At 63.9% G+C, this 16065-nt stretch carries 21 protein-coding genes; 8 read left to right on the plus strand and 13 right to left on the minus strand.

The window, feature by feature from the left end; all coding sequences use genetic code 11:
• Positions 1 to 21 precede the first annotated feature (21 nt).
• Positions 22 to 603, minus strand: coding sequence for a biotin transporter BioY (locus E2484_RS04905; RefSeq protein ID WP_137284125.1), 582 nt, complete (start codon positions 601 to 603; stop codon positions 22 to 24).
• A gap of 115 nt (positions 604 to 718) precedes the next feature.
• On the opposite strand from E2484_RS04905, the gene E2484_RS04910 reads away from it, so the two are divergent.
• Both E2484_RS04910 and E2484_RS04915 read left to right on the plus strand, forming a co-directional pair.
• The gene (locus E2484_RS04910) at positions 719 to 1321 is read left to right on the plus strand and encodes a conditioned medium-induced protein 4 (RefSeq protein ID WP_137284126.1); all 603 of its coding nucleotides are present in this window, start codon (positions 719 to 721) and stop codon (positions 1319 to 1321) included.
• Between the two features lie 490 nt (positions 1322 to 1811).
• Entirely contained in the window at positions 1812 to 2375 is a 564-nt protein-coding gene (locus E2484_RS04915) for a CRISPR-associated protein Cas4 (protein ID WP_321111851.1), read from the plus strand.
• A gap of 76 nt (positions 2376 to 2451) precedes the next feature.
• On the opposite strand, the gene E2484_RS04920 is transcribed toward E2484_RS04915, so the two are convergent.
• The 4 genes from E2484_RS04920 to E2484_RS04935 form a co-directional block, all read right to left on the minus strand.
• The gene (locus tag E2484_RS04920; protein ID WP_137284127.1) at positions 2452 to 2784 is read right to left on the minus strand and encodes a HalOD1 output domain-containing protein; all 333 of its coding nucleotides are present in this window, start codon (positions 2782 to 2784) and stop codon (positions 2452 to 2454) included.
• Between the two features lie 213 nt (positions 2785 to 2997).
• Positions 2998 to 3591, minus strand: coding sequence for an L-threonylcarbamoyladenylate synthase (locus E2484_RS04925; RefSeq protein ID WP_137284128.1), 594 nt, complete (start codon positions 3589 to 3591; stop codon positions 2998 to 3000).
• Positions 3592 to 3809: 218 nt separating this feature from the next.
• Positions 3810 to 4331 carry a redoxin domain-containing protein gene (locus tag E2484_RS04930; protein ID WP_137284129.1) on the minus strand — a complete coding sequence of 174 codons (522 nt, stop codon included), beginning with the start codon at positions 4329 to 4331 and terminating at the stop codon, positions 3810 to 3812.
• Positions 4331 to 4612, minus strand: a complete 282-nt coding sequence (locus tag E2484_RS04935; RefSeq protein WP_137284130.1) for a glutathione S-transferase N-terminal domain-containing protein — start codon at positions 4610 to 4612, stop codon at positions 4331 to 4333. Before E2484_RS04935 ends, E2484_RS04930 begins: the two co-directional genes overlap by 1 nt.
• Positions 4613 to 4778: 166 nt before the next feature.
• Between E2484_RS04935 and E2484_RS04940 the strand changes: the two genes are divergently transcribed.
• The gene (locus tag E2484_RS04940; RefSeq protein ID WP_137284131.1) at positions 4779 to 6167 is read left to right on the plus strand and encodes a hemolysin family protein; all 1389 of its coding nucleotides are present in this window, start codon (positions 4779 to 4781) and stop codon (positions 6165 to 6167) included.
• A gap of 185 nt (positions 6168 to 6352) precedes the next feature.
• Here the strand turns inward: E2484_RS04940 and E2484_RS04945 are convergent, their stop codons facing one another.
• Genes E2484_RS04945 through E2484_RS04955 form a run of 3 tightly spaced genes read right to left on the minus strand, consistent with a single transcriptional unit; the run spans position 6353 to position 8528 of the window.
• A complete protein-coding gene (locus E2484_RS04945) occupies positions 6353 to 7543 on the minus strand; it encodes an inorganic phosphate transporter (protein WP_137284132.1) in 1191 nt (396 codons plus the stop codon).
• 52 nt (positions 7544 to 7595) lie between these two features.
• On the minus strand, positions 7596 to 8282 hold the full coding sequence (locus E2484_RS04950; protein WP_137284133.1) for a DUF5828 family protein: 687 nt from the start codon (positions 8280 to 8282) through the stop codon (positions 7596 to 7598).
• A gap of 57 nt (positions 8283 to 8339) precedes the next feature.
• Entirely contained in the window at positions 8340 to 8528 is a 189-nt protein-coding gene (locus tag E2484_RS04955; RefSeq protein ID WP_321111855.1) for a hypothetical protein, read from the minus strand.
• Positions 8529 to 8763: 235 nt separating this feature from the next.
• Here E2484_RS04955 and E2484_RS04960 point away from each other — a divergent pair, with 235 nt between their 5' ends.
• The gene (locus E2484_RS04960) at positions 8764 to 9138 is read left to right on the plus strand and encodes a cupin domain-containing protein (RefSeq protein WP_137284135.1); all 375 of its coding nucleotides are present in this window, start codon (positions 8764 to 8766) and stop codon (positions 9136 to 9138) included.
• Positions 9135 to 9785, plus strand: a complete 651-nt coding sequence (locus E2484_RS04965; protein ID WP_137284136.1) for a hypothetical protein — start codon at positions 9135 to 9137, stop codon at positions 9783 to 9785. Before E2484_RS04960 ends, E2484_RS04965 begins: the two co-directional genes overlap by 4 nt.
• A gap of 61 nt (positions 9786 to 9846) precedes the next feature.
• Here E2484_RS04965 and E2484_RS04970 read toward each other — a convergent pair whose 3' ends face one another.
• From E2484_RS04970 to E2484_RS04995, 5 genes are all read right to left on the minus strand, one after another.
• Positions 9847 to 11667, minus strand: coding sequence for a carbon starvation CstA family protein (locus tag E2484_RS04970; protein WP_137284137.1), 1821 nt, complete (start codon positions 11665 to 11667; stop codon positions 9847 to 9849).
• 195 nt (positions 11668 to 11862) lie between these two features.
• The gene (locus E2484_RS04975) at positions 11863 to 12831 is read right to left on the minus strand and encodes an ArsA family ATPase (RefSeq protein WP_137284138.1); all 969 of its coding nucleotides are present in this window, start codon (positions 12829 to 12831) and stop codon (positions 11863 to 11865) included.
• 21 nt (positions 12832 to 12852) lie between these two features.
• Positions 12853 to 13149: a hypothetical protein gene (locus tag E2484_RS04980; RefSeq protein WP_137284139.1), complete on the minus strand. Its 297-nt coding sequence runs from the start codon at positions 13147 to 13149 to the stop codon at positions 12853 to 12855.
• A 601-nt stretch (positions 13150 to 13750) separates the two neighbouring features.
• Positions 13751 to 14158: an SRPBCC family protein gene (locus tag E2484_RS04990; RefSeq protein WP_137284141.1), complete on the minus strand. Its 408-nt coding sequence runs from the start codon at positions 14156 to 14158 to the stop codon at positions 13751 to 13753.
• Positions 14159 to 14296: 138 nt separating this feature from the next.
• The gene (locus E2484_RS04995; RefSeq protein WP_137284142.1) at positions 14297 to 14623 is read right to left on the minus strand and encodes a hypothetical protein; all 327 of its coding nucleotides are present in this window, start codon (positions 14621 to 14623) and stop codon (positions 14297 to 14299) included.
• 93 nt (positions 14624 to 14716) lie between these two features.
• Here E2484_RS04995 and E2484_RS05000 point away from each other — a divergent pair, with 93 nt between their 5' ends.
• The 3 genes from E2484_RS05000 to E2484_RS05010 all read left to right on the plus strand — a co-directional run bounded on the left by E2484_RS05000 (position 14717) and on the right by E2484_RS05010 (position 16055).
• Positions 14717 to 14896: a hypothetical protein gene (locus E2484_RS05000; RefSeq protein ID WP_137284143.1), complete on the plus strand. Its 180-nt coding sequence runs from the start codon at positions 14717 to 14719 to the stop codon at positions 14894 to 14896.
• Positions 14897 to 15023: 127 nt separating this feature from the next.
• Positions 15024 to 15701 (plus strand): uracil phosphoribosyltransferase, encoded by a 678-nt coding sequence (gene upp / locus E2484_RS05005; RefSeq protein ID WP_137284144.1) that lies wholly within the window; start codon positions 15024 to 15026, stop codon positions 15699 to 15701.
• 111 nt (positions 15702 to 15812) lie between these two features.
• Positions 15813 to 16055, plus strand: a complete 243-nt coding sequence (locus E2484_RS05010) for a hypothetical protein (RefSeq protein WP_321111858.1) — start codon at positions 15813 to 15815, stop codon at positions 16053 to 16055.
• The last annotated feature ends 10 nt before the right edge of the window (positions 16056 to 16065 follow it).

Raw genomic sequence — 16065 nt, forward strand, 5'->3', positions numbered from 1 at the left:
GGGTCGCTACTCGGCGGGTCACTATTCGGCGGCTATCTGGTCGCTCCGGACGACGCCGATTGCGGCCGCCATCTTGAACGCCTCGGCCGGGACGAACGCCACCGCGGCCGTGAGGAACGCCTTCTTCAGGGTCATGTTGAGGACCAGCGAGAAGCCGACTACGCCGAAGGCGTAGATGACGACGGTGCCGACGACCATCGCGCCGACCAGTCGCGGAATCCCCCGGGGAACCGGGTTTCGGAGTCGGAGACCGCCGTGGACGACCGCGCCGATTGCGAACGCCGCGACGGGGTACGACCAGAGGTAACCCCCGGTCGGGCCGAGCAGTGCGCCGACGCCTGCAGACCCGCCCGCGAAGATCGGTGCGCCGACCGCTCCGGCGACGAGGTACAGCGCCATCGAGACGCCGCCCCAGACCGGTCCGAGCAGGATACCGGCGAGGAAGACGCCCAGCACTTGGAGGCTGACCGGTGCTGGCGAGAAGGGGTTCGGGAACGAGACGTAGGCGAACGCGCCGGTGAGCGCGGCCAGCAGGGCCGCACGCGCGACGTTCTCGACCGTCTCTTCGCCGACCAGTTCGACCGAGGCCGTGTCGGTACTCATGTTCGGTCGTGGACCGTCAACCGGAAAGAATTCTTCGGTTGACGACGCTCGTGCGCGGTCCGTCATCGTTGCCGACAAATTTTTGTATCACCATCACGACCCACCCACATCGATAATGGACGAGAAGACAGAGGAACTCCGGGACATCTTCATGGATGTCACCGACGAATCCACCGTCACCGAACAGCAGGAGGAGACCCACGGGTCTCTGCATTCGGAGACGGCGGTCGAGGAGCGCCTCCAAGAGGTCGTCGCCCGAATGCGCGACCGTTACGACTTCGGGACGACGCTCTCGGACGAGGAACTCGTGACCGTGGTTCGTGGCTTCTACGCGGGCGACTCGGACGCCGAAATCGCCCGGGAACTCGGGGACGCCTCGCTCGGCAAGACCGTCTCGCGCGCTCGTATCGACCTGCATCTCATCCGCGACGCCGACTCGGACGCACCGTTCGACGTCGAGGAGTTGCGCGACCTCCTCGATTCGGGGGCCTCGTCCGCCGAGTGCGCCGACGAACTCGACGTGAGCGAATCGACCGTGCGGCGCTATCGCCGGGTCGTCGAGACCCAGCAGGAACGCCGCACCGTCAACGACCAGTTCCGCAACGAGTTCGAGAACGTCCTCCAGGACCGGGAACTCTCCGACCGGATGACCGAAGGCGTTCAAGAGGACGGACTGGACGACGCCACCGAGGGCATGGAGACGAACGTCTCCTTTTAGACCACCTTTTTTCGTCGGGTGTCCTCGGGCGAGCGACGCACCGCGTCGCTCGCCCTGTGGCACCCTCCTCGAAAAAATCTGGACCAAAAAAGGGCCGCTCGGTCGGTCGCTTCCGCTCCTCGCTTGCGGTGAACCGCGCTCACAGCGAACCGCGCTCGCTTCGCTCGCGCGGATGCTGGTCCCGGGTTGCTAGGTTTACCGAGCGCTCGGGTTGTCGGCTTGCCGAGCGTTTGTATCGCTGGTTTCGCCGAGCGTCCGCTCCCTCGTTTCACTCGGTCGCTCGCTGGCCGTGGACGGCTCGCTAGCTGTACGTTTCCGAAAGAAATAATATTATTTTCTTAACAAATATATAGTTTGCTGAAGTTTATATTCGAGAACGGGACGAACCATTCGCGTGTCGAAGATTCCGTTCGGCGAACTCGAAACCGCGACGTACTGCCCTCGAAAACTCTACTACTGACGGCGTGACGACCTCGAAGTTCCAGAAGAGGTGGCCGAGCGCCGCGACCTCGCGTTCCGATACGGCGACCTACTGGACGGCCCCGACGAGCGACTCGCCGACCTACCGCTGGCGGTCGGTCCGGCCGAGTTCCGGTCGAATCTCGACTACGCCCGCAGACGGTTCTCCGAGGAGTGGCCCGCTATCCGAGACCCGAGCGAGCGCTCGACCGAGGGCAAGGACTGTCGGGGAATCGTCCACAAGGTCCTCTCGCTCGACGTTCCCACGCCCGCGATGGTCTACACCGGCGACCCACCGGAACAGGGCGTCTGGGAACCACAGACGGTCCGGGCCGTCGCCGCGGCGAAGGCGCTCTCGTGGGAGTCCGGCGAGTCGGTCGAACGCGCGTTCGTGGAGTATCCCGCCCACGGCGTGGTTCGAGAAATCCACGTCGGCACTCGTCGGAAGGCGGCCTACCGGACCGCGGTCGGCGCCGTCCGGTCGCTAGACGGTCCGCCGCCGCGGCTCCGGAGTAACGCGAAGTGCGAGGCCTGCGAGTACCGTACCGAATGTGGGGTGAAAACGCGGTCGCTGAAGTCGCTACTCGGATTCTGAACGCCGAACCCCGGCGTAGGGAGGTCGTCGTGGCCGACTCCACGAGCCGCCACGGCCGAGTCCCGGACAGCGTTCGCTATCGTGACGCCGGATTACCGCAGTCCTGTTTCCAGTCGTCGGCTCGCTCCCGGACGACGACCTGGCCGTCGTCCGCTACTTCCACCTCGTAGGCGGCGATAGTGAACGTGACGCTGAGTCGTTCGGAGCGCTCGGCCGTCGTCCGGTACAGCGAGTCGAGCGCGTCGCCGTCCACGCTGTCGTACAGTCGCACGTCCAGATCCTCCGGTTCGACGTTCTCGACCACGGCCAGCGCCTCGACGACGGCGTCGCTGATAGGGCCGTCACGGTTTCGGTCGTGGTACGTTCGATACAGTATCTCCGAGTTCGCATCGTTGGTTGCGACCGACATTGTCTATCCCTACTGCTACGGTAAACCTACCCTTCCTTTGTTATGTCCCGCCTGATTCCACCGTCGCACCCCGCCGCCGTCCGTCTGACACTCTCCTAAAACAGTGTAATCACTGCCTACGCGCGTCTGTCCGCCGTCGGTTCCAGATTCCGAGAGGCGAACCCTTCCTGAGTCGCTGAAGACCGTCCGCGTCGAGCGTCCGACCGTCGAACGTCACCCGCGTAGCCACGCCGCCACCTCGTCGGCGTTCGCGCCGCGGCGGTGTATCTCGCCCGACTCGACGTCGACGACGGTGCTTCCGGTACCACCGGTCTCGCCACCGTCGAGAACCATCGACGCGGCGTCTCGAATCTCGTCGTCGAGGTCGGCCACGCGGGTCGCGCTGGGTCGCCCGCTCACGTTCGCGCTCGTACTCGTGACGGGCGCGACCTCGCGCAGGAGGTCGAGCGCGACCTCGTGGTCTGGCACGCGCACCCCGACGCGCTCGCGGCCTCCGGTCAGGACGTCCGGGACGCACTCGCGCTTCCGGCAGAGAACCGTCACCGGTCCGGGCAGAAACTCCCGCACGAAACGTTCCTCTCGGTCGGTCGCGTGGACGTACTCCAGCGCCGACTCCACGTCGGGGACCGCCAACGAGACGGGGTCGTCGCGCGACCGGCGCTTCGCCTCGAAGACGCGCTCGATAGCCTCCTCGCTCAGTGCGTTCGCGCCGAGTCCGTAGACCGTCTCGGTCGGATAGACGACGAGTTCGCCGTCACGAATCGCGGTCGCCGCGCGCTCGATTTCTGTTGGACCCGTGTCGCTCATCACGTAGTCGTCAGGCGCTTCCGGAGAAAAAGGGTGGTGGTCCGTCAGAACGAACCGATGCCGTAGTTCTTGGCGAATCCGGTCTGGACGCGAATTCCGTCGTCGTAGCCGCCGGGCACATTCGTCGAACGCGTCGTGGGTGTAGCTCCCGCGCCCCTCGCCGTAAACCGACGGGACGATTCCCGAACGGTACGTCGGAGTCGCGGACTGCAGTGTTGTTAGTTCGATTCGATGGCTGTCTCGACCTCGTCGTAATCCGGGAAGTCGGGCCACTCCTCGGCGACCCACGCGTACTCGACGGTTCGGTCCTCGCCGAGCAGGAAGACGGCGGGCCGGGGTTCGCTCACGCCCGCCATCCCGTCCAAATCGTTGACGATACCGTACTCCTCGGCGACGTCGTTCTGTGGGTCGCTGAACAGTCGGTAGTCCATCTCGCGCTCCTCGACGAGTTGCTTGTGGGCGTACGGGTCCGAGATGGAGAGGCCGACGACGGTGAGTTCGTGATCGCTTGCCTCGCTACCCCACGCCCGGTCCCGAATTTCGTTCCACATGTACGTCGCGGGGAACGCCCCGTCCATCGTGAAGAAGACGAGCAGGACCGGCCCCTCCTCGGTCAGGTCCGACAGCGAGGCGTCCTCCCAGTACTCGTCGTTGACCAGCGGTCGGGTGAAGTCCGGCGCGGTGTCGCCCTCCGCGACGTGGTCTGCGTCGGGGAGTTCGACGACTTCGAAGTCGACCATTACTCGGCACCCCCTCGCGCACCGTACGTGTTCTCCAGATACTCCACGATGTTGGCGCTCTCGCTCATCGTGACGCCGGTGTTCTCGTCCTCGATGGCCGGGACGGTCCGCTTGCCCGAGATCCGCTTGACGACGTTGCGGTCGCTGTGCATCGGTTCGACGAACCGCGACCGGTAGTCGAGGTCGTACTCCTGTAGCTTCCGCACCACGCGCTCGCAGTACGGACACGCCTGCAAGCGGTACAGTGTGATGGCGGGGTCACCGGTAGCTGGCTGGCTCATAGGCACGTATTGGCGCGAAGTAGCCGTAAGGTCTTCGCTCGCGGCAGTCGCCGAGTCCGGTCCGAAATCTCCGAAATCCAGTTGTCGGTCGCTGATATCGGAGGAAAAGAATAAAGAGTTAATCCCGTCCACTTTCAAGTTGGGTTGTCGAATGGTGCCATTCCCGATGTCTACGGTCGCGTCTGTGGGACCGACCCCGATAGCGCAAGTGTTGGGTATCCCGATTTCGGAGGCGATGATCACGTGGGGCGGTGCGTTGGTCATCGTCCTCCTCATCGGCCTCTCGGGATTCTTCTCGTCCTCGGAGATCGCCATGTTCTCGCTGGCGAACCACCGCATCAACTCGCTGGTCGAGGACAAGGTACCCGGAGCCGAGACCGTCGACGAACTCAAGTCGGACCCGCACCGACTGCTCGTGACGATTCTCGTCGGGAACAACATCGTCAACATCGCCATGTCGTCCATCGCCACGGGGGTCCTCGCGCTCCACCTCAACCAGGGGCAGGCCGTGGCGGTCGCCACCTTCGGAATCACCGCTCTCGTTCTCCTGTTCGGCGAAAGCGCGCCGAAGTCCTACGCGGTCGAGAACACCGAATCGTGGGCGCTTCGCATCGCTAAACCGCTGAAGTACTCCGAGTACGCGCTGCTCCCGCTGGTCGTCCTCTTCGACTACCTCACGAGAGTCGTCAACAAGGTGACGGGCGGTCGGTCGGCCATCGAGACCTCCTACGTGACCCGCGACGAGATTCAGGACATGATAGAGACCGGCGAACGCGAGGGCGTCCTCGAAGAGGACGAGCGCGAGATGCTCCAGCGCATCTTCCGGTTCAACAACACCATCGCCAAGGAGGTGATGACCCCGCGTCTCGACATGACCGCGGTGCCCAAGACCGCGAGCGTCGAAGATGCCATCCAGACGCTGGTCCAAAGCGGCCACGAACGCGTCCCGGTCTACGAGGGAAGCCTCGACAACGTCATCGGCGTCATCCACATCCGCGACCTGGTTCGGGAACAGACCTACGGCGAACACGACGAACTCGAACTCGACGACGTGATTCAGCCGACCCTCCACGTCCCCGAGAGCAAGAACGTCGACGAACTCTTGACCGAGATGCGCGAGAACCGGATGCAGATGGTCATCGTCATCGACGAGTTCGGGACAACCGAGGGACTCGTCACCATGGAGGACATGGTGGAGGAGATCGTCGGCGACATCCTCGAAGGCGAGGAGGAGGAACCCATCGAGTACGTGGACGACGAGACCATCATCGTGCAGGGCGAACTCAACATCGACGAGGTCAACGAGGCGCTGGACATCGAACTGCCTGAAGGCGAGGAGTTCGAGACCATCGCCGGGTTCATCTTCAACCGCGCTGGCCGACTGGTCGAAGAGGGCGAGGACATCACCTACGACGGCGTGCGCCTCCACGTCGAACAGGTCGAGAACACGCGCATCATGAAGGCCCGCGTGACCAAGTTAGACGAGCAGGAACGCGCCGAGAGCGAGGGCAAATCGGAAGCCGAGTTGGAAGAGGGCGTCGAAACCGAGGGGTAGCTACCGGTTCTCGTTGCTCGGACGACTTTCGAGGCGACGACGAACGAACTTCACGAACCACTTCGGCCCGATGTAGAATCGCGTTCCTTCCAAATCCCGCTCCGAATTCGGTGATTTCACCGTGTTACCAGTTGCACTTCGTGCGGTAAAAACGTCGGAGAAGTCGAGCTTTTGGGCCAGTCCGGCTATCCGACCATCTCGATGAGCGTGAAGACGCCGTACCCGACGCCGATTGCCAACGCCAACGACGCGAGCCACGCCAGCACGGTGTAGACCATCTTCTCACGACTGACGCCGCTTCCCTCCGCGGCGTAGCCGCTCCCTACGATTGCACTCACGATGATCTCGTTGAACGAGACGGGAATCCCGTAGAGGACGGCGACCTGCGCGATGGCGAACGAGGGAATGAGCGCGGCGATGGAGCGCCGCGGGCCCAGCGCCGAGTAGTCCTGCGCGATGGCCTTTATCATTCGGGGTGCACCGGTCCACGACCCGGCGAGCAGGCCGAGACCGCCGCCCACGAGGACCGGCACGAGCGGAATCTCGAACGGGTCGAGTAGCGGGACCAGCGGCCCGATAGCGAGACCGACCTGCGACCCGCCGGCCGAGAAGGCGACGAGGCTCCCGAGCGCGAGCAGGAAGTGGCGCTGTCCGGCTTCGAGATTCCGGTGTACGTCCCACCCGAGAACTCCGGCGACGAGTCCGCCGACGCCGAGCGAGACGAGAACGTACCCGACTTCGACTCCCGCGACCGGCGGCAACGCCAGCGCATTCGCCGCAGCTTCGGCGATAGACTGGCTCACGTCGGGCGGCCCTAACACGACGAACTCGATGTTGGCGATGATGAGACCGACGACGCCGCCAAGGAGTGGGATGACGACTCGCTCGGCGGTGCGCTCCGAGCGGAGGAGTTTCGCGGTGGAGTAGGCGATGGAACTACCGACGAACGGCGTCAGGATCCACAGCGCCGAAATCTGGCGGTACTTCGCCCACGCCGGGTCGCCACCCATCGCCAGTCCCACGCCCACGATGGCTCCCGTGACGGTGAACGCCGTGGCGATGGGGTAGCCCGTGAACACGCCGATGGCGACCAGTATGGCCGCCACGAGCAGTCCCGTCGTCGCCGCGATGGCAGTGAGCTGGACCCCGCCGATGAGCTCCGTGCCCACGGCTTCCGAGACGTTCGCACCCTGCATCACCGCTCCGAGGAAGCCGAGCAAACCGACGAAGAATCCGGCCCGCATCACCGAAATCGCGTTCGCACCGACCGCGGGTGCGAACGGTGTCGACCCCGACGACCCTGCGCCGATAGCCCACGCCATGAAGAGGCTGGCGATGCCTGCGATTACCAACGTTACGACGCCGCTCCCGACCATAATGCGAACCAATCACCGACGATAGAATAGTGTACCGACTTTCGTACTCGGGTCAGGTCGTTTTCGAGTGTGGCTCTTCGGGTTCCTCCGGCGCTTCGACGCCCTCGGCGGCCTCGGCGGTGTCGGTGTGCTTCTCGGTAGCGACGTGCCAGCGGTTGACCTCGTCCTCGTAGTCCGACAGTTTCTCGCTGACCTTCTGCTTGAGGTTGTCGTCGTTGATGTTGACCTCGAAGACGAACTCCTCTTCGCCGTCGCCGCGGCCGACCTGCTGGACGTTGGCGCTGATGAGGTCGTTGTCGAAGTAGTAGGGCGCGAGCTGGGTCATCACCTTCTGGTAGACGGTGTCCTCGACCTTCCGCAGGGCCTTCCGACTCGCTGAGTCGGCCGCGCGCGCGACGTAGCTGACCGAGTCCTGCCAGCTATCGACCGCCTCGTCGGTTTTCTCCTCTTCGAGCTTCTCGTAGGACTCGCTGATCTTCTCGCCCGCGGTCTTGAGGTCGTCGTCGGGCGTCTTGCCCTTCTTCTCGCCTTTGCCTTCGCCGACCGACGCCTGCTCGGCGGTCTTCTCGGACACGTCCTCGCCGAGTCGCTCGTGGTGCTTGGGACGCCACTCGTCCCACTCCTCGTAGGCGTCGCCGGACACGTCGGCCTCGCGGAGTGCCTCGGTGATGCGCTCGCCGTGTTCGACGATGTCGCCCCACGTCCCGCGGAGCTTGAAACCAGAAACGCTCTCTTCCATTGGGATTCTCCTAGTTCGGCTCTGATATACGCTTGTCGGGCGATACCCGTCGTGCGACTAGCGACCGTACGTCAAGCGAGTCGCCACCTCGTCGAGACGACGCTTGACTCGGCCGAGCCAAACCTGGTGCCTGTTGACTGCCTGCATCTCGGCCTCGGACACCTCGATACGGTCCCCGTCGAAGGGGTTTCGCCCGGCGCGTTCGCCGTCCTCGCCGTCCGTCGTCATCGAGACGACGGAGGTCATTGAACACCGACCGCACGCCTCGGTTCGTTTGTCGTCCATGCTGGCCACTTGCACGGTGATTGTGTGTCCGGATTATTAAGGTTTCGGCGGTAGTGAGTGTCTATCTCGTTAGACGAAGAGAGCGACGGTGACGTGTCTGTAGTTTCCTATCCACTGACGGGTGGACAGGACAGTACCGGAACCGAGTCCCCTCTTCGTCCGAGGAGTTTTAACCCACTGCGAACAGTGGTCTCACATGGGATACCACGTCATCGACCCCGAAACGGTCGAACCAACGCCCGACCGGCCGTGCGTCCAGCGCGCGGTGGGGGACGCCGCAGGGTTGGAGAACGCCGCGCTCAACCTCTACGAGGTCGAACCCGGCGAGCAGATTCCACTGGCGTACCACTACCACGACGACCAGGAGGAGGTCTTCTACGTCGAGTCGGGCGAACTCCACGTCGAGACGCCCGAGGGCGAGCAGGTCGTCCCCGAGGGCAACGTCTTCGTCGTGGAACCGGACAGCCCCCAGCGGGCGTTCGTCCCCGCGGACGCCTCCGAGACGGTCCGGACGCTCGTCCTCGGCGCCCCGTCGGTCGAGGACGTTCACGCCTACGAACCCGACTCATGAGCGACGAGACCGCCGACTCCCGAGCCCCCGAGGACGCCCAACTCCCCGACGACGCGAACGTTCCCGACGATGCAGACGTCGCCGACGACGTGCCCGACTGGGACGACGAGTACGTCGACCGGGTGAGCGACCGCCTGATGTTCAACTACGACCTCGAAAAGGACCACGCGGTTCGCGGCCGGGCGTTCACCATGTACGGCGAACTCCGACTGGAGTCCCAGAAGCACTTCCTCCACCCGTCGGTCAACTACGCCAACTACGAGGCCCGGGAGCATCTGTTCGTCCGGCGTGCCGAGACGATATCGCGGGCCGACCTCGACGAACTGGTCGAACTCGGCCACGAACTCGCCGACGAGTGGATAGACCCCGACGAGGAACACTACGGCACCGAGTTCACCTTCGGCGTCGTCGTCCCCGAGATTCCCGACGCGGTGCGGGAGCACGTCGCCGACTTCCGCGACCGAACCCTCCTCAAGTTCGGCTACTACGGCCACTACGAGGTGAACCTCCTAGTCGCCGCCCCCGACCGCGAGGAAGTGGTCGAGAGTCGGAACGCCGACGTGGCGACCGCGTTCCGAACGTGGACCGACGTGGCCGAAGAACGGTCGGGGCTGTTGACGCGACTCGTCTCCGCGATTCGCGGGTAATTCCATCGCGGGTCGAAAAAAGAAAGACGAAAAGCTCGGTCGGTGTCGGTCGCCGGTTCGGTCAGTCGCCGTCTGGTTCGCCGCCGTCCGCGACCGGCGTTCCGCGGGCACCGCGGACCTGCTGGATGTTCCTGTAACCCATCCGAATCAGAGATAGCGCCAGTCCGATGAGCACCAGCGCGAGTACCATCTGCGTGATGGCCGACAGCGTCTGGGCTATCGTCATCTCGGCCGGACTGCTCTGGATGAACTTGACGTAGAGGTTGTCGTGGAACGCGAGCCACCCCAGTCCGAGGACGGTGATGGACCCCATCAGCGCCATCGGAACGCCGGTCGAGATGAGCTGTTTCGAGTCGTCCCAGTTCGCCAGCCAGACCGTGGCGGTCAGTAGCGCGAGCGCCGCGAGCAACTGGTTCGCGCCGCCGAACAACTGCCAGAGGGTGAGCCACGACCCGCTGGTGATGAGGATGTACGCCGGGACGCCCTGTATCGCGGCGTTGGCGTAGCGATTTTTGGCGACCTCGCCGACGCCGGACGCGTCGGTGCCGACGATCTCCTCGATCATGTATCGACCGAGTCGAACCGCGGTGTCGGTCGAGGTCAGCAGGAAACTGACGAGCACCAGCGCCATGAACGGGGCGCCGAACGAAGTCGGGATGCCGAACGACGTGAGGATGATGCCGCCACCGCTCGCGAACGTCGGGAGCGCGAGGCCGATGCCGCTGCCCACGTCGGGCGCGACGATGGCCACCGTCGCGAGCGCCACCGTCGCCAGCAGTCCCTCGCCGAGCATTCCGCCGTACCCGATGGTCCGAGCGTCGGACTCCTTGTGCAACTGCTTCGCAGTGGTCCCCGAAGAGACCAGCGAGTGGAATCCGCTAATCGTCCCGCACGCGATGGTGATGAACAGTAGCGGGAACAGCGGCGTCCCCGTCGCGCCCATGAAGCCCTTGTACGAAGCGAGTTGGATTTCGAGAGGTTGCGACGACGTGCCGAATATCGTTCCGACGATGATGGCCAGCAGCGCGCCGCCGACGCCGGTGTACAGCAGGAACGACGACAGGTAGTCGCGAGGTTGGAGCAGCATCCACACCGGGAGCGCGCTCGCCAACCCGCCGTAGACGATGACTATCGGCACCCACGCCGCGGTGTTCACGCCGAGGCTCGACGCCCCGGGAATCCACTGTCCGCCCTCGAACAGCACCGTCGTACCTGCAGGGTACGTCGCGTCCGCACCGGCCGGGAACAGCGCGAGCGGATACTCGATGCCCGCGAAGACCCCGCCGAACACGCCAGCGACGAACACTACCGTTCCGAGGAGGAACGGGAGGTTGAGCTGGTAGAGGTAGACGCCGAACACGAACGCGAGCGCGATGTACACGAGGCTCGCAGTCGCCGCCTGCGGGAAGGCGTTGAACACGATGGCTACCACCAGCGCGAACACCGCCACGACGAGGATGATGGTCAGGAACGCGAACCACAGCAGCATGTTCTTGCCGCGTTCGCCGACGTACTCGCCGATGATGTACCCGATAGACTTCCCTTCGTGTCGGAGACTGCTCGACAGCGACACGAAGTCGTGGACCGACCCCATCAGGGGGTTCCCGATGGCGATCCACAGGAGCGCAGGCACCCAGCCCCACACTACGCCCGCCGTAATCGGGCCCACGATGGGTGCCCCGCCCGCGATACTCGAATAGTGATGCCCCAGTAGCACCGGCTTCTTCGCCGGTACGTACTCCTGCCCGTCTTCATACTTGTGTGCTGGCGTCTCGCGCTCGTCGTCGAGTTCGACGAACCGCGCGAGGTACCGGGAGTAGCCCAGATACCCGACGCTGAAGAGCGCGAGAACCGAAAGCACCATCCAAATTACTTGCACCATGTTATGCCGCCTCGTCCCCAGACACGGAAAACACGACCTTAAAGTTTGTTCTCCATTTTTCCTTACGTTTGATACATACGATGGCCTATAGCTGGCCTTTCTTCGGCCGCAGGCCGCATTTCCTGGATAAATGGTACGTGGTTTGACGGTAAATTCTGCTCCTAAACGTTCCGGCCCGCCGACCGGCGCGTTTTGTCAGACACTCACCTCCGGCGCGACTTCGATGTCTAGTTCGGCCGCCACGTCGTCCAACAGGTCGCCCTTGACTTCCTCAACTCGCTGGCGGATGCGGGCCACGACCGGTTCGGGGAACTCCTCGTCGATTTGCCGGATGCGTTCGTGTTCGGTGTCGTGTCGCTGGCGGAGGTACTGCGCGCCGGTCCCCTCCTCGCCGGCGTCGGGTTCGGGCGCGATTTTGTTGACCACCAGTCCCTCGACGCCGAGACCGTACTCCGAGAGGTCCCCGATGGCCCGGCGAGTCTCCCGAATCGAGAGTTCGTCGGGATTCAGGACGAGGAAGAACGTCGCGTCGTTGCGCAGCGTCTCTCCGGCGAACTCGAACATCTGCTTGCGCTCGGTGAGACGTGCGATGATGGGGTCGTCCGCGACCTTCTTGCGGGCCTCGCGTTCGCCGATAGCGGCCTTCTCGTAGAGGTCGATGCTCTTCTCGCGTTTCTTCACGAGTCGCTCGATCCAGCTTTCGAGGAAGTCCGGAAGCGAGAGCAGGCGGAGCGTCCCACCGGTCGGCGAGGTGTCGAAGACCACCCGGTCGTACTCCTCTGAGTCGCGCATCACGTCGATGAACCGGTCGAACAGCGCGGCCTCGTACGCGCCGGGCGTCCGGTGCGCGAGTTCGATCTGGCGGTCGATCTCGTTGACGATGGAGGGACTCACTTGGTCGCTCATCGTGCGCTTTATCTCCTGCATGTGGCGCTCGACTTCCTCGTCGGGGTCGATCTCCATCGCCCAGAGGTCGTCGTACCCCTCGACCGCTTTCGGTTCGTCGCCGAACTGCTGGTCGAACACGTCGGAGGTGCTGTGGGCCGGGTCGGTCGAAACGACCAGCGTCTTCAACCCCTCGCGCGCGCTCCTGAGACCGTACGCGCACGAGACCGTGGTTTTGCCTACTCCACCCTTTCCGCCGAAGAAGACGAACTTGTTCATTATTGAAGAGTATGTCGTCGCTTAGAAGTGGTACTGTTGACCCTTGCGCTCGATGAGAGATTCGCGGTCCCACATCCGACGTTCCCACTGCTGGAACTCCTCGCCGAGATACGGTAGCAGTTCGGCGGTGTAGTAAGAGACCGGACTCGGGATGCCGAACGCGTCGGCGAAGCACGCGAACATGAAGGTGTCCTCCGTGTCTTCGGCCTCCTTCTCGATGAGTTCGAAGGCCGGATGCTCTATCATCCCGTGATAGAGACCGTGAAGCCACTCCTCCACTCGATCGCGGTACACCTCGATCCGGTCGGCAAGTGTCATCGTTTATCGTACAGTCGTCCCGCCGATAAAAAGTTGCCGCCACGCCGGTCACTCGGTGGTCTTCTTCGGTTCGTTCGGCCAGAGGTTTAGTTTTCTAACCGTACTCGTGATTCTTCCGTCCGGTCGCTACTGTCGTAACTTCCCCCAGCGCGGGCTGGCGCGGCGCGCAGTCGCGCACCGCGCTAACCGCGCGGGGTCGTCGGGAACGGACGTGACCGACGGCTCGGAAGACGCGGGTTGTCTGCCGGTGTCTGCGGGAACGGATGTGACCGCAGGTTCGGAGGACGTTGTTCGTCCTCCGGTGGTCGAGGCTTGCGAGACGCCACGCGTCTCGCTGGTCTGCGAACGTCGTTCGCAGACATCGCAGGCCGTAGGCCGAGAAGCGCAGGCGGTTGGGGAGGGACGAGGCCCTCGCGGTTGCGGTGCGGAGCGGTGCGGTACGATTGGCGTCGGCAGTAGTTACTTCTCCTCGACTTTCACCGTCGTTCCACGAATCTGGCCGCCACAAATATAGATATGTCTCAAAGAAATACGTACGAATCCTTTAGAAATGTATAGTCACTAAATACGTAACTACGACACGTACACCCGTTCGGTCGGGTCACACGTCCTCGGCCAACCTGTCCAGCGCCCGGCGAATCTCCCCTCTCCGCTTCCACGCGGCGATGCGGTCCGAAATCGCCGACGCCGGCAGGCCGAGACTCACCGACGACCGCATCGTCACCCTGCTCCCCTCGTCTTCGTGTCCGACCGAGATCTCGGTCTCCATCGACTCGAAGGGACCGGCGTCGCCGCGCTGGCGGCAGACGAGACCGTTCTCGCGCTCCTCGAAGTCGAGGTGCATTGTCAGTCCGCGCGCGCTGGCGGTCACCGCCCATCCGTCGTCGGTCGCTTCGACCGTTCGAACCTCGAAACTCCCCTCGTACTCGACCACGGCCTCGGGCGTGAGCGCGCGCTCAACCGCCGACGGCGGCGCGGGCACGAACGCCGAGACTTCGACTTGGCGCATCGTCGGCCCTACGTAGGTCGGACGGAAAGTGTTACGGTCACTCTCGAAAGCCGACCTGCTCGCTACGAACCGCAGGCCGTTCCAAAATACCGCCGGAAAGCGCACGCGGACGTTCGGGGAGCATGCGAAGAAGCCGGGTCAGAACACCGCGTCCAGAAGCGGAAGCGCGAGGAGTGCGAACACCCCGGCGACGGCCACCCCGCCGAGTACGATTCGCCGAAGGCGGAGCTGTGCTGGCACCTCGCGTCGGAGGTCCGGCCGGGCGGTCCAGACCAGGCGGTAGTAGGCGAGTCCGGTGACGACCAGAAACGCCATCGTGGAGTAGCCCAGTCCGCCCGCCAACTCCGCGCCGAACGCCATCAGGTAGCTCGGGCCGAGCGTGTAGCTGAACAGGAACCCGAGTGCCGCGACCACCAGAAACGGTACCGGGTCTACCGGCGTGCCGAATCTGTTCCCCCAACCCATACACGTTCTCGGCACTCCGTCGTCTTCGCTCTACTGGCCTGCCCACGCGCTGTCGGGGAAGAGATAAGTCGGTGTACGAACGACAGTCGGCCGATGCCGAACTCGAAAGGCGACCCGCGAGTGTTGCTTCTCATGAATCTCGTGCTGTCGGCCGCGTTCGCCTCCCTCGTGGTCTGGGGCCTGTCGTATCTCGACCTGCTGGCGTTTACGTGGCCGACCGTCGCAGTTGCGACCGGTCTCGTGATGGTTCTGACGTATCTCGTCGTGTGGTAGTTCGCCAGTTCGGGTCCGCGTCCCGACGACGGGATTCGATACTGGCGCGCTGGTCCGTGGGTCCGACTCTCGGTCTCGCCGCCCATATCAAAAGATAAGCCCCCGCGCACCCGTCGTTTGGACGAACATGCCCATCGAAGACCGCGGGGACGCCAAACTCCTCACGCACGCCTTGGCACAGGACACCCTCTCGAAGATTCGGGACGTAGAGACCGAGCAGGTCGGCTTCCGGAAGGGTCTCGTCAAACTCGGCCGCATCTGTGGCTACGAGATCATCGACGGCGCGATGGAGACCGAGTACGTCTCCATCCAGACGCCACTGACCGAGACGACCGGCGAACGCGTCAAAGGACTCGACGACGTGGTCATCATCAACGTGCTTCGGGCCGCGACTCCCTTCGTGGAGGGCCTGCTGAAGGCCTTCCCGCGCGCCAAGCAGGGCGTCATCAGCGCGGGCCGTGACGAGGAGGCCGGACGCGAGGAGGACGGCACCTTCCCCATCACCATCGACTACGTGAAACTCCCCGAAATTCGCGAGAAGGACACCGTCATCGTCGCCGACCCGATGCTCGCCACGGGGTCGACGATGTGTGCCGTTCTCGACGAAGTGCTGAACGAGCAACCGAACCCCGAAGACCTGTTCGTCCTCTCGGCGGTCAGCGCGCCCGAGGGTCTGCTCCGCGTCGGCGACGCGTTCGACGAGGCCGACCTGCTGACGGTCGCCATCGACGACGAACTCAACGACAAAGGCTTCATCGTACCCGGTCTCGGCGACGCGGGCGACCGGGCGTTCCGGACGAAGTAACGGATTCGACCGAGTACGTCACCGAATGGTTCGGAAACTTCTTCTATTCCCCTCTGAGACGGTAAATCAACGGCCAAACACTCTTGTCCACCGGAATCTAACTCGTCGAGTATGAACAGGTGGCTACGCATCGGCGGTTGGGCCGCGCTCGGACTCCTCGTCCTCTGGGTCGTGCTGGAGGTCGTGACGGTCGTCCTCGGTATCGTCTCGTGGTTCGTGAGCACCGTCGTCTCGTTGCTGGTCGTCGCTCTACTGCTGTATCTGGCGTACCTCGCCGTCTCGAAACTCGTCGGTGGCTCCGGTGGCTCTTCGTCTCGGTCGCGGTCGCGCGAGAAAGAGAAAATCTTCGAGTAAGCCCGCCTGC

Origin of the sequence: Halorussus salinisoli (assembly GCA_005239435.1) — an archaeon.
GTDB lineage: Archaea > Halobacteriota > Halobacteria > Halobacteriales > Haladaptataceae > Halorussus > Halorussus salinisoli.

What these genes read in the sequence shown, in the direction of transcription:
- E2484_RS05010 (WP_321111858.1), top strand. Translation starts at nt 15,813, where the DNA reads ATGAACAGGTGGCTACGCATCGGCGGTTGGGCCGCGCTCGGACTCCTC.
- E2484_RS04980 (WP_137284139.1), bottom strand. Translation starts at nt 13,149, where the DNA reads ATGACACTTGCCGACCGGATCGAGGTGTACCGCGATCGAGTGGAGGAG.
- E2484_RS05000 (WP_137284143.1), top strand. Translation starts at nt 14,717, where the DNA reads ATGCCGAACTCGAAAGGCGACCCGCGAGTGTTGCTTCTCATGAATCTC.
- E2484_RS04920 (WP_137284127.1), bottom strand. Translation starts at nt 2,784, where the DNA reads ATGTCGGTCGCAACCAACGATGCGAACTCGGAGATACTGTATCGAACG.
- E2484_RS04975 (WP_137284138.1), bottom strand. Translation starts at nt 12,831, where the DNA reads ATGAACAAGTTCGTCTTCTTCGGCGGAAAGGGTGGAGTAGGCAAAACC.
- E2484_RS04950 (WP_137284133.1), bottom strand. Translation starts at nt 8,282, where the DNA reads ATGGAAGAGAGCGTTTCTGGTTTCAAGCTCCGCGGGACGTGGGGCGAC.
- E2484_RS04965 (WP_137284136.1), top strand. Translation starts at nt 9,135, where the DNA reads ATGAGCGACGAGACCGCCGACTCCCGAGCCCCCGAGGACGCCCAACTC.
- E2484_RS04910 (WP_137284126.1), top strand. Translation starts at nt 719, where the DNA reads ATGGACGAGAAGACAGAGGAACTCCGGGACATCTTCATGGATGTCACC.
- E2484_RS04960 (WP_137284135.1), top strand. Translation starts at nt 8,764, where the DNA reads ATGGGATACCACGTCATCGACCCCGAAACGGTCGAACCAACGCCCGAC.
- E2484_RS04990 (WP_137284141.1), bottom strand. Translation starts at nt 14,158, where the DNA reads ATGCGCCAAGTCGAAGTCTCGGCGTTCGTGCCCGCGCCGCCGTCGGCG.
- E2484_RS04940 (WP_137284131.1), top strand. Translation starts at nt 4,779, where the DNA reads ATGTCTACGGTCGCGTCTGTGGGACCGACCCCGATAGCGCAAGTGTTG.
- upp (WP_137284144.1), top strand. Translation starts at nt 15,024, where the DNA reads ATGCCCATCGAAGACCGCGGGGACGCCAAACTCCTCACGCACGCCTTG.
- E2484_RS04955 (WP_321111855.1), bottom strand. Translation starts at nt 8,528, where the DNA reads ATGACCTCCGTCGTCTCGATGACGACGGACGGCGAGGACGGCGAACGC.
- E2484_RS04970 (WP_137284137.1), bottom strand. Translation starts at nt 11,667, where the DNA reads ATGGTGCAAGTAATTTGGATGGTGCTTTCGGTTCTCGCGCTCTTCAGC.
- E2484_RS04925 (WP_137284128.1), bottom strand. Translation starts at nt 3,591, where the DNA reads ATGAGCGACACGGGTCCAACAGAAATCGAGCGCGCGGCGACCGCGATT.
- E2484_RS04930 (WP_137284129.1), bottom strand. Translation starts at nt 4,331, where the DNA reads ATGGTCGACTTCGAAGTCGTCGAACTCCCCGACGCAGACCACGTCGCG.
- E2484_RS04995 (WP_137284142.1), bottom strand. Translation starts at nt 14,623, where the DNA reads ATGGGTTGGGGGAACAGATTCGGCACGCCGGTAGACCCGGTACCGTTT.
- E2484_RS04905 (WP_137284125.1), bottom strand. Translation starts at nt 603, where the DNA reads ATGAGTACCGACACGGCCTCGGTCGAACTGGTCGGCGAAGAGACGGTC.
- E2484_RS04935 (WP_137284130.1), bottom strand. Translation starts at nt 4,612, where the DNA reads ATGAGCCAGCCAGCTACCGGTGACCCCGCCATCACACTGTACCGCTTG.
- E2484_RS04945 (WP_137284132.1), bottom strand. Translation starts at nt 7,543, where the DNA reads ATGGTCGGGAGCGGCGTCGTAACGTTGGTAATCGCAGGCATCGCCAGC.